This is a genomic window from Labrys sp. F242, assembly GCF_057813875.1.
On sequence record NZ_JBVASG010000001.1, the window covers coordinates 938,416 to 950,468 of the forward strand.

Below are 12,053 nucleotides of genomic sequence, written 5' to 3' on the forward strand. Positions count from 1 at the left end.
TGTTTCGACGCGTCTTTGCGGTTCGACGTGACTACGTCTCATCGCAAAACGCTTTGCCGAATTCCGGAGACAACCATGCTCGAGACCGCCAAGACCCGCTGGCATCCCATTGCCGCGTCTCACGACCTGCCATGCCGCCATGTCTTCCATGGCCAGTTGCTCGGCCGCGAATTCGCCGTCTGGCGCGCCGATGACGGCTACGTCAATATCTGGGAAAACCGCTGCCTGCATCGCGGTGTGCGCCTGTCGATCGGCATCAATGACGGGCGCGAGCTCAAATGCCAATATCACGGCTGGCGCTATTCCAACCGCACGGCAGGCTGCACCTATATCCCCGCCCATCCGGCCGATGCCCCGGCGCGCACCATCACCAACCGCACCTTCGCTTCAGTGGAGCGCTACGGCCTGATCTGGTCGACCGAGGAGCCGCTCGGCGAGCTCCCGGAGATCAACGGACTGCCGGAAGGCAATTTCCTGGCCTTGCGCGGCATCCCGGTGAATGCGCAGCCGGAATTGGTGGCAGAAGCGCTGAAGGCCTACCGCTTCCAGCCGAACGACGCTGTCATGGGTTCGGCCGCTGAGGTGACGGTCGAAGCCGCCGATGGGCTCAGCGTGACGCTGCACTCGAAGGAGAGCGAGCACTCGACCCTGGCGGTGTTCTTCGTGCAGCCGGTCGATTCCAATCGCTCCGTCATCCGGGGCGTGCTCGATGCCATCCCGGAAGGGGCCGGCCGCCTGGTGGTGCTGCGTCATCACAACGAGCTTCTGTCGAAATTGCGCGACAGGCTGGAGCGCGAGGCCGCTGCCCGGCCGGCGCCGGCTCCCCTCGAGGCAGTGATCGAGCGCGTCTCGCCCGAGCTTGCGGAGATGCCCGAACTCACCGCGCATGGCCGCAAGGCCACCATTCGTGTCGAGGTGGCACGCAAATGGCAGGTGGCCGATGGCATTGTCGGTTTTGAACTGCGTCCGGTGAAGGGGCTGCTGCCGACCTTCCAGCCTGGCGCCCATATCGACGTACACCTGCCCAACGGCCTGATCCGCCAATATTCCATCACCAATGGGCCAGGCGAGAGCGACCGCTATGTCATCGGTGTCAAGCTTGAGCGGGATTCCAAGGGCGGCTCGACCTGCCTGCATGACAGTGTGCGCGAAGGGGACGTGCTGGCGATTTCCGATCCGCGCAACAATTTTCCCCTGCGCCGGGATGCCTTGAGGACCATCTTCATCGCCGGCGGCATTGGCGTGACGCCGATGCTGGCCATGGCCCAGGCGCTGCATCATCAGGGATTGGCGCATGAGTTCCATTATTTCGCGCAGAACGAGTCACAGCTTGCCTTTCGCGATCGCCTGGATCTTCTGAAAGCGACGCTGGTGCCGCATCTCGGGCTCGACCCGGAAGCGACGGCGGGCAAGCTGCGCGAAATTCTTGGCTCCTATGGCGGTGACAGGCATCTCTATCTCTGCGGCCCCGGGCCGATGCTGGAGGCAGCACGCGCCATCGCCGCCGAACTCGGCTGGCCGGAAGAGGCGGTGCATTTCGAATATTTCAAGAACACCAAGGCGATCGACGACAGCTCCAGCTTCGAGATCGCCCTGGCGCGTTCGAACGTGACGCTGAAGGTGTCGGCCGGCCGCACCATCCTCGAAGTCATGCGCGAGGCGGGCATCGACATGCCCTCCTCCTGCGAGCAGGGCGCCTGCGGCACCTGCCTGTGCTCGGTCATCGAGGGCGAGCCCGATCACCAGGATGTCTATCTCACCGAGGCCGAGAAGAAATCGGGCACCAAGATCATGACCTGCGTGTCGCGCGCCAAATCCGCCCGCCTCATTCTCGATCTGTAGGATTGAAGCCGTGATCAAACTCTACGACTACGAACTCTCGGGCAATTGCTACAAGCTTCGCCTGCTGATGGGGATCCTCGGCATCCCCTATGAAACCGTGCCGGTCGATTTCTATCCCGGCCGCGAGCACAAGTCGGACTGGTTCCTCAGGATCAACCCGCTCGGCCAATTGCCGGTGATCGACGATGACGGGCTGGTGCTGCGCGACGCCCAGGCCATCCTCGTCTATCTCGCCGCCAAATATGACGCAGGGGGCAGCTGGTATCCACAGGGCAACCCGGCTTTGCTCGGCGAGATCAGCCAATGGCTTGCCTTTGCCGACGGCATCACCGCCACGGCTTCGGCGGCGCGGCTGCATGACGGCCTTTTCTACGAACTCGATGTCGAGGCGGCGCGGGCAGGCGCCCATCGCCTGTTCCGCATCCTCGACGAGCATCTGTGGTTCGGCGAGCAGGAAAAGCGCGACTGGCTTTGCAGCGCGTCCAAGCCGACCATCGCCGACATTGCCTGCTTTCCCTATGTGATGCTGTCGGAGGAGGGCGGCATTCCCCGCCAGGACTATCCGGCGATCCGCCGCTGGTCCGATCGGGTCAAGCGCATCAAGGGCTTTTCGGTGATGTCCGGCGTCTTCCCCGCCGGCCCGGCGAAAGCGGCGTGATCGGCACGCCGCCTCGAGCCCGACTTAACCCTCCACCAGCACCGAGGTCTTGGCGAAACGGGTGACGTCGATCAACCCCCTATCGGAGATGCGCAGCTCCGGGATGACCACCAGCGCCAGCAGCGAGTGCTGCATATAGGCGTTGTTGAGCGTGCAGCCGCAGTCACGCATCGCCTCGACCAACCGGCTCGCCTTCCCGGCCACGATCTCGGCCCGCTCGTCAGACATCAGTCCGGCCACGGGCAGTTCGATCAAAGCGAGTTCGCGGCCCTCACTGATCATCACGATGCCGCCGCCGACTTCCCCGAGCCGGTTGGCGGCCAGCGCCATGTCGCGCTTGTTGGTGCCCACGACGATCATGTGGTGGCTGTCATGCGCCACGGTGGACGCCATGGCGCAATCCCTGGTGTAGCCGAAGCCGGACACGAAGGCGTTGACCACCTCGCCGGTGGCGCGGTGACGCTCGACCAAAGCGATCTGGCAGACATCGTCGGCCCTGTTCATGCCGACGATACCATCCTTGACCGGCAACTTCCTTTCCAGCGCCCTTGTGGGTGCCTGGTTCTCGACCACGCCGATCACCCGGGCCGTGACCTCGGATGCGCCGGGAGCGGCGATATCGAAATCCTCAGCCTCCAGGTGCTTGCCGAGGCGCACCGTGTTGCAGGCACTGTCCGGATAGGCGTAGCGCGGGATCTCCGCCGTCAGGGCCCCATGCTCGGCCAGCAGCTCTCCGCGGGCGAACACCATCTCGATGGGAAGCGCCGCAAGGTCGGAGCTGATGATGAGATCGGCGCGGCGGCCGGGCGCGATCGAGCCGAGCTCGCGTTCGAGGCCGAAATGCTGGGCGGTGTTGAGCGTTGCCATCTGGATGGCGGTGACGGGCTTCAGGCCCTGGGCGATGGCATGGCGCACCACCCGGTTCATGTGGCCGTCATTGACGAGCGTGCCGGAATGGCTGTCATCGGTGCACAGGATGAAGTTGCGCGGATCGAGGCCGCGTTCGGTGATGGCCTTGACCTGGGCGGCGACGTCATACCAGGCCGAGCCGAGGCGCAGCATGGCGCGCATGCCCTGGCGCACCCGGGCAATGGCGTCGTCCACGGTGGTGCCCTCGTGATCGTCGGCCGGGCCGCCGGCCGCATAGGCATGAAAGGCGCGGCCGAGATCGGGGGAGGCATAGTGGCCACCGACCGTGAGGCGGGCCGCCTGCGTCGCGGCGATTTCCGCCAGCATCTTGGCATCGTTCGAGGCGACGCCCGGGAAATTCATCATCTCGCCGAGGCCGATGATGTTGGGCCAGGACAGGGCCTGCCTGACATCATCGGCGCTGAGCTCGGCACCGGCGCGTTCCAGCCCGGGGGCGCTCGGCACGCAGCTCGGCACCTGCACCAGGATGTTGATCGGCAGGCTCTGGGCCTCGTCGTTCATCAGTTTGACGCCGGGCAGGCCCAGCACATTGGCGATCTCGTGCGGATCGATGAACATCGTGGTGGTGCCGTGCGGGATGACGGCGCGCGCGAACTCGGTCACCGTGACCAGGCCGCTTTCGACATGCATGTGGCCGTCGCACAGGCCCGGCACGAGATAGCGGCCGGTGGCGTCGACGACCTTGGTCTCAGGGCCGACGGTGTGGCTGGCGTCAGGCCCGACATAGGCAAAGCGTCCGGCCGAAATGGCGATGTCGGTTCCCGGTACGATCTCGCCGGAATAGACGTTCACCCAGCGCCCGTTGCGGATGACCAGATCGGCCGGTGTCCGGCCCATGGCGACGTCGACCAGCCGGGGCGCGATTTCAGACCAGGGCTTCAGCATGTCCTGCTGTCCTTTCAGTTCGGGGAAGAAACGGGCGGGCGTGGTGACGCCCACCCGCGCGGCTCATCAGGATTGCACCTGCAAGACCAGCATGGCCGCAAGCACCGCCACGAACCACATCACCGGCTTCACTTCGCCCGGCTTGCCGGCCAGAAGCTTGAGCAGCACATAGGCGATGACCGCGAGCGACAGGCCGAGCGTGATCGAGAAGGTGAGGGGGATCAGCACGATGGCGAGAAAGGCTGGGATGGCATCCTCCATGCTCGACCATTGGATGCGGCCCATCGGCTCGGACATGAACAGGCCGGTGAGGATCAGCACCGGCGCCGTGGCGATGGCCGGCACCAGCGAAAGCAGCGGCGACAGGAACAGGAAAGGCAGGAAGAGCAGGCCCGAGACCAGCGCGACCAGGCCCGTGCGCCCGCCCTGGGCGATGCCCGCACCCGATTCCAGATAGACCGTGGCCGGGCTGGTGCCGAGCGGCGCCGAGATCAGGGCGGCAACGGCATCGACGTGCATCGACTGCTTGACGTTACGCGGCATGCCGTTCTCGTCCTTGAGATCGGCGGCTTCGGCGAGACCGAGAAAGGTCGACAAGGCCTCGACGAAATTCGTGAATAGGAACACGAAGATGAAGGGCGCATAGGCAAATTGCAGAGCGCCGAAGAGATCGATCTTGCCGACGAAGCTGAAATCGGGGGCCGCGCTCAGGCCGCTCCAATTGACCAACGTGTGCAGGTCGGGCGTGCCGGCATTGAAGGCAGCGCCATCCCCCCACCAGCGCCCGATCGGGATGGCGAGAAGGGTGGTGAGGATCATGCCCGCCATCATGGCGCCGGGCACACGGCGCACCACCAGCGCCACCGTGACGATGAAGCCGGAGATGAAGGTGAGCGTCACGGGCGAGAAATGGGTGAGCCCGACGATGGTGTCGGCATTCGAGACGATGAACTTGGCGTTGACCAGGCCGATCAGCGCAATGAACAGGCCGATGCCGCAGGCAATGCCATAGCGAAGGTCTGTCGGTATCGCCTCGATCACCGCCGTGCGCAGGTCAAGGAGCGCCATGATGGTGAAGAGCACGCCGGCCCACAGCACGCAGCCGAGCGCGATCTCCAGCGGCACCTTGGCGCCCAGCACCATCGTATAGGTGAAGAGGGCATTGATGCCCATGCCGGGCGCCACCAGGATCGGGCTGCGGGCATAGAGCCCCATGGCGCAACTGCCGATGAAGCTGACCAGCACGGTGGCGGTGACGCCGGCCGAGAACGGGATGCCGGCCGGCAACAGGATCGAGGGATTGACGACGATGACATAGGACGCGGCCAGGAACGTCGTCAGTCCGGCCAGGATCTCGGTGCGAACCGTCGATCCGAACCGGGATATGCCGAAATAGCGGTCGAGCGCAGCCGCGAGCCAGGATTGCCCCTGGCCTGCGTGTCTGGCTTCGATGTCGGTCTGATAGCCCATTTCTCCTCCCCAGGAATTATTGTCGTTCTTGCCGTCGTTACCAGATGCCGTTTGCGATCGGCGTTTTGTCATCCCCGGCCGAGCCTTCACAAGCAAGCTTGTGAAGGCTCGGCCGGGGATGACAATCTTATCAACCTGCTTGTTCGTGGAGCGGCTCTAAGCCTTCGACAGCGCGTTATGCCGCCGCCTCGATTTTTTTGCCGGCCGCATCGGCCAGCGGCGAGATCACCTTCAAGTTGACGCAATCGACCATGCCGAGATCGGTGATTGCGTAGTCGGGAATCGCAGTGATCTGCAGCACGAACATGTACATGAACGGCCAGGGCAGGTCGCAACCGAGGCTCCGCACCGCGTCGTCGAGCCGCAATTCCTTCTCGGCCATCGCCTGAGGCTCGATATCCGCCACGATGCCGCCGATCGGCAGATGCAGGAATTCGAGCACCTTGCCATCGCGCACCACCACCTGGCCGCCCTGGTTGGCGATGAGATGGTTGATGGCAACGGCCATGTCTTCGGCATCGGTGCCGATGCAGATGATGTTGTTGTCATCCGGGGCGGTGGAACTGGCCATGGCGCCGGCCTTCAGGCCGAAGCCGGAGGTGAAGGCGACGGGGCGGTTGCGCGTCTTGCCGTAGCGTTCGACCACGGTGATGTACTGCACGTTCTGGCCGATATCGGCTTGTACGCGCCCGTCCTTCACCGGCAGCGTCACGTCGCGTCGCGTGCGCACGAAGATCTTCTCCGGCGTTACCGCGATCGCCAGGACGTCGGCACTGTCGCCGGCGCCGGTGACGGGCACGGCGATTTCTTCAGGCTTGATCGGCTCGAGCTTGATCGAGTGCAGCAGGGCCTCGCTGCGTGGGGGAGGCGCGAGATCGACGGCCATCCTGCCGTCGCGCGCCGCCAGGGCGCCCTTGGCGATCACCGCCTCGATCTTGAAGTCGCGCAGGTCGTTGATCAGCAGGATATCGGCGGCACGGCCCGGCGAGATCGAGCCGACCTTGTCGTCGATCCTCAGGGCATCGGCGCCGTTGATCGTCGCCATCTGGATCGCCGCCATCGGCGAGATGCCCATGGCGATCGCCATGCGCACCATGTTGTCGAGATGGCCGCGCGCCAGGATATCGCTGGCGACGACGTCGTCGGTGCAGAAACTGATACGGCGCAGCGCTTTCACGCCCATTTCGGTGACGATACGCAGATTGTCGGAAAGGAAGTGCGAGATCGAGGATTCGCGCACCACCACATGCATGCCGGCGCGCAGCTTCTCCAGCATCTCCTCGGGCGTGTAGCTCTCATGGTCGGCGCGCACACGGGCCTGCTGATAGGCGTCGAGCCGGGCACCGCGCGTCATCGGGCAGCAGCCGAGCAGGGGCAGGCGGCTGGCCTCGGCGATCTCGATCGCCTTGAGCACGTCGGCATCCTCTTCCTGGATGAACTCGCGCACCGTCTCCCAGATGCCGACGCATTCGGGCCAGTGGTGGGTGGCGAGGTGATCCTGCGGGCCGAAATAATGCCCGACGGTCGAGCGGGGCATGGTGTATGGCGTCTTGCAGGGCGCGCCCCAGAACACTTTCAGCGGCGTCTGGCGGGCCTCGTCGAGGAATTCGCGGGCTGCGGCCGGGCCGCCCACCACGATGATCTGGTCGAGGCCAGTGACGATCGAGGTGGTGCCGAGCGGCACGACGGCCTTGGCGAAGCTGGTGATCGAGAGCTTGGAGCATTCGACATGCAGATGCCCGTCGATCATGCCCGGGCAGAGATATTTGCCGCTGGCATCGATGATCTCGGTCTGCGGCCCAATATGGTCGGCGATATCGCCCACGGCGATGATGCGGTCACCGAGAATGGCGATGTCGGCCTTGTAGATCTCTTCCGACACCACATTGACCAGCCGGCCGCCGCGAACCGCCAGACTCGCCTTGGCACCATGGCCCGACGCGGCGCGAATGAACTCCCGTATATCCGTCACTGAAACCTCCCTGGATTGAAAGGGAGTATTTCGGCCGCCGATCGTTTACACAACTGGTCGAATTAGGCTATCCGATGAACTGATCGTCCAATTCTTTGAACGAAATTGGGGCCGGCATGGATCTTTCCATCATCGATTGCTTCGTGAAGGTGGCGGATGCCCGCTCGATTTCAGCGGCCGCGCGGCTGCACCGCCTGCCCAAATCCACGCTCAGCCATCGCATCCGCCAACTCGAGGACGAGTTCGGCGTCGAACTCTTCGTGCGCGAAGGCCATCACCTCCACGTGACCGATGCCGGCTCCGAATTGCTGCGTCACGCCCGACGCATCCAGGCAAGCTGCGAGGATGCGGCGACGGCCATGGCCGAGATGCGCCACGAGGTCGCCGGCACGCTGCGGGTCGGTTCCACCGGCGAGTTCGGCACCACCATCACCTCCGAGCTGCTGTTCGCCTTCCGCCAGAACTATCCGCAGGTGGTGCTCGACGTGATGTTCCTGACCTCGCGGCAGCCTTTCTCGGATGTCACTGAACTGGCGCTCGACGGTATCTTCCACTGGGGAGAGCCGTCCGAGATCGACTATGTCAGCCGCCGCTTGGCGACGGCCTCCTACGGGCTCTATGCCAGCCCTGATTATCTCGACCGCCACGGCCTGCCTGAAACGACCGACGATCTCGCCCGCCATCGCGGCCTGATCTTCCGCCAGCCCACCCGCCCGCAATCCTGGTATCTCGCCGATGCGCAGGGCGCCGAGACCGACATCCTGCCGGCGGTGAACTGCATGACCAACGACTACTGGACCCTCAAATATTTCGCGGTGGCCGGCGAAGGCATTGCCTATCTGCCCGGTTTCTTCGTCGAAACCGAATGCGAGCATGGCCTGCTCGCGCCTGTCCTGCCGCAATGGCGCTCGCCGGAGACTGCGATCAACCTGATATACTCCCGGCGCCGCCACGTCTCGCGCCGCTTCCGGGCCTTCGCCGATTTCTGCGCCGATTTCTATCGCGACCGGGAAAGGGGGCGGGTTCCGCGCTATTATGTCGAGCGCGTCGGCTGAGGACGGGCGATATCATCGTGTTGGGCGCTAAAGCGTTTTGTGATTTCTCGGAATCACCGAGAATCGCAAAGACGCGTCGGAACAAAGAGTTAGAGAAAAAAGCGTTCACGTGTGAACGCGCTTTGCTCTAGAGGCGTAAAGAGCAGCGAAAGCGGTGTCCCACAACCGTACTGAGAACTTCCCTTTCATCTGCATATTCGGAGCTCTCCGCTCGGCGAGAGATGCGCCGTCGCCGGCGCTCAAAGACTGCCTCGGCTGTTGCGACCCATGCCCTCACAGTTTGAAGGCGGCGCCGATGCGAACCTCATCCGTCCTGATGTCGACCATATGGCTAGGCCCTCTGTGCGGAGTGACTTCTCCATAAGGGGTGTAGCGGTATTCCACTCTGACGAGCAGATGATTGGTAAGTGCGTAGTCCACCCCGGCTCCCGCCGTCCAACGCGTGAAATGATGGTTGAACTTCCGCTGCTCGAAGGGGGTCTCGACGGTATGACTGAATTTGGCTCCGGCAACGCCTCCGGTAATGTAGGGAAGAAATCGACCGAAAGCGAAACCGAGCCGACCCCGAACCGACCAAGCATGATCCAGGGCGGACGCGACCTGGAAGTCTGGGTAGGGTGTGCCATGGGCATCCCTTAGGACCCCGCGGGAGTTGATTTTCGATAGGAGAACGTCGCCTTCCCCACCCAGGACGATCCTTCCAACCTGCCAGTTATAGCCGGCGAAAATCCACGGGACGGTGGTCGACGTGTTCAACTGAACCCGTGACGATATTGCCGTGAGCGGATAATAGCTGGACCGTTCCCAGGCGAAGCCGGCCTGGGCGCCGGCGTAGGGGCCACTCCAATCAAAGGGCGGGAGTTTCGCCCAAGGAAGAGCTTGCTCGCCCCATCCAGACGGGGCTCCAAGTTTCCAGGCGATGCCGACCCGGATCTCGTCGGTGGCGATTGAGGTTTGCGCCGGGCGATCGGCGGAACCATCGGGCATCGTTCGGAATACGTATTTCTTGCCAAAATCGGTATGGCGGTACTCGGTGCGAAGGATCAGGTTCTCGGATAGCCCGTATTCGATGCCTGCGCCGATGGTCCATCCGACATGCGACTGGTGGTCGTTGCGGGGTGCCTGCCCGCCATACAGGACGGTCGGGAAATTTGCGTCGGCGAACGTCACTCCGCCGGCTACATAGGGCAGGAAGTTGCCGATCGCGTATCCCAGCCGCCCCCGAACGGAAACGCTCCAATCGATCTGCGAACCGACGGACATGGCATTGAGCGGTACGACGAAGCGATCTCCGCGAATCCATGTCTTTGCGAAGTCAGCCTCCATGCCGGCCACCAATGGGCCCGACTGAAAATTATATCCCGCATAGACCCCGGCCAAACCGCCGGCCATGTCGATTGGTTGAGCCGGTCGCCTTCGGGTGGCAGGACCCAGGCTGTAATGAGCACGCGCCCATCCGCCGCCGGTTTGCGCCCCGAAATAGGCCCCGGACCAAGAATAGGATGGCGAAGAGGACAGGGAGAGAGCAGTTGATTCTTGCGCCTGTCCGTCTATTGGGATGGCTAGAAGTCCTGTTGTCGCCAATAATACTTGATAGGCTATCTTTGATCGAGAATGTTTGGCATCACGATTCGGGCGCATGAAACTCTCCAGCCGCGCATTGCCGGAGAATTATGGCATCGCGCACTGCTAAACGCAAAGTCTATTATTCCAAAACGGCCGAAAGCCATGGCAGTTTCAAGGTTACATTCCATTCAGCTTAGTCAGAGCGGCCTTTTAAACTGCTTATGAAACAAGCAACGCTCAAGCGGTTGCTGGCACCAGATCGCTTCAGGTTTCGTTGCCGACCTTCTCGCCTGGGTTCTTCATGTTGCCAACCAGAACGCGCGTGTCGGTCTGGTCGAGGTGGCTTCAGCGGAATGGTCATGGCTCCTTTCCTGATGTCGGCACATCTCGCGCCGTTTCTGCGCCGATTTCTATCGAGATGAGGAAAAGGGCAGATCCCGCGCTATTATGTCCAGCGCGTCGGCTGAATGGACGGCGATCAACTCTTTGAAAAAAACAGGAAAATGCTGTAAGAGCCTGCGGCGCTCAGCGGCCCGACGCCCTCAGGATGGGTGCCGCGAGTGTGAAAGAGCGACGAAAGCAGCATGTTGGAACGAGACTTCTCCATCGCCCCGATGATGGACTGGACGGATCGTCATTGCCGGTTCTTCCATCGTATCCTCTCGGCGAAGGCCTTTCTTTACACCGAGATGGTGACCACCGGTGCCGTGATCCATGGCGACCGGCAGCGTCTGCTCGGCTTTTCCGGCGAGGAACATCCCATCGCCGTGCAGCTTGGCGGCTCCAATCCGAAGGACCTGGCCACCTCGGCCCGCATCTGCGCCGATTTCGGCTATGACGAGATCAATCTCAATGTCGGCTGCCCGTCCGATCGCGTGCAGGAGGGGCGGTTCGGCGCCTGCCTGATGGCGGAACCGGAACTCGTCGGCGAGTGCGTGGCCGCGATGAAGGCCGCGGTCGATCTGCCCGTCACCGTCAAGTGCCGCATCGGCATCGACAAGCAGGATCCCGAGGTCGCACTCGATCGCATTACCGCGACCGTCCGGGCTGCCGGCGTCGATGCCCTGATCGTGCACGCGCGCAAGGCCTGGCTGAAGGGGCTGAGCCCCAAGGAAAACCGCGACGTGCCGCCGCTCGACTACGGCCGTGTCTATCGGCTGAAGGAAGCCAATCGCGATCTCTCCATCTCCATCAATGGCGGCATCAAGGCCGTCGAGGAATGGAGCACGCATCGCGCCCGTCTCGACGGCGTGATGGTGGGGCGCGAGGCTTATCAGAATCCCGAGATCCTGCTCGCCGTCGATCCCACGCTGTTTGGTGTGGCCGCGCCTGTCGCCGACGGCTTCGAGGCCATCGAGGCGATGGCGCCCTATATCGAGGGGCAGTTGGCTGAGGGCGTGCGGCTGAGCTCTATCACCCGCCACATGATCGGTCTCTTCCCGGGGCGGCCGGGCGCGCGGCTCTATCGGCGCCACCTCGCCACCGAGGCGGTCAAGCCGGGAGCCGGGCTCGAAGTGCTGTTCGAGGCGGCTGCGCATGTCCGCCGCGCGATCGAGGCCAAGGCCGCCTGATCGGGCCGCCGACCCTCTGCTCCCGTCAAAGTGAATCGCCTCGTCTCGCCGCGGCGCTATGCTGCGTCATCGGGGACGCTGTTGCGTCGCGGGGGCGCGGAGTT

At 63.4% G+C, this 12,053-nt stretch carries 8 protein-coding genes; 4 read left to right on the top strand and 4 right to left on the bottom strand.

Annotated features, from left to right (window positions below; translation table 11 throughout):
* The first annotated feature begins 75 nt into the window (after positions 1–75).
* Complete coding sequence (locus tag ACZYTC_RS04360; RefSeq protein WP_488988994.1) at positions 76–1,842, top strand: PDR/VanB family oxidoreductase; 1,767 nt, start codon at positions 76–78, stop codon at positions 1,840–1,842.
* A 10-nt stretch (positions 1,843–1,852) separates the two neighbouring features.
* Positions 1,853–2,500, top strand: coding sequence for a glutathione S-transferase family protein (locus ACZYTC_RS04365; RefSeq protein ID WP_488988995.1), 648 nt, complete (start codon positions 1,853–1,855; stop codon positions 2,498–2,500).
* A gap of 24 nt (positions 2,501–2,524) precedes the next feature.
* Here the strand turns inward: ACZYTC_RS04365 and ade are convergent, their stop codons facing one another.
* The 3 genes from ade to ACZYTC_RS04380 all read right to left on the bottom strand — a co-directional run bounded on the left by ade (position 2,525) and on the right by ACZYTC_RS04380 (position 7,757).
* Positions 2,525–4,315, bottom strand: coding sequence for an adenine deaminase (gene ade, locus ACZYTC_RS04370; RefSeq protein ID WP_488989977.1), 1,791 nt, complete (start codon positions 4,313–4,315; stop codon positions 2,525–2,527).
* A gap of 66 nt (positions 4,316–4,381) precedes the next feature.
* Positions 4,382–5,785 (bottom strand): NCS2 family permease, encoded by a 1,404-nt coding sequence (locus tag ACZYTC_RS04375; protein WP_434957224.1) that lies wholly within the window; start codon positions 5,783–5,785, stop codon positions 4,382–4,384.
* Between the two features lie 175 nt (positions 5,786–5,960).
* The gene (locus ACZYTC_RS04380; RefSeq protein ID WP_488988996.1) at positions 5,961–7,757 is read right to left on the bottom strand and encodes an adenine deaminase; all 1,797 of its coding nucleotides are present in this window, start codon (positions 7,755–7,757) and stop codon (positions 5,961–5,963) included.
* A 116-nt stretch (positions 7,758–7,873) separates the two neighbouring features.
* Between ACZYTC_RS04380 and ACZYTC_RS04385 the strand changes: the two genes are divergently transcribed.
* Positions 7,874–8,812 carry a LysR family transcriptional regulator gene (locus ACZYTC_RS04385; RefSeq protein ID WP_488988997.1) on the top strand — a complete coding sequence of 313 codons (939 nt, stop codon included), beginning with the start codon at positions 7,874–7,876 and terminating at the stop codon, positions 8,810–8,812.
* A gap of 273 nt (positions 8,813–9,085) precedes the next feature.
* Here ACZYTC_RS04385 and ACZYTC_RS04390 read toward each other — a convergent pair whose 3' ends face one another.
* Positions 9,086–10,453 (bottom strand): outer membrane protein, encoded by a 1,368-nt coding sequence (locus ACZYTC_RS04390; RefSeq protein WP_441771960.1) that lies wholly within the window; start codon positions 10,451–10,453, stop codon positions 9,086–9,088.
* A gap of 509 nt (positions 10,454–10,962) precedes the next feature.
* Here ACZYTC_RS04390 and dusA point away from each other — a divergent pair.
* Positions 10,963–11,949, top strand: a complete 987-nt coding sequence (gene dusA / locus ACZYTC_RS04395; RefSeq protein WP_488988998.1) for a tRNA dihydrouridine(20/20a) synthase DusA — start codon at positions 10,963–10,965, stop codon at positions 11,947–11,949.
* Positions 11,950–12,053: the final 104 nt, after the last annotated feature.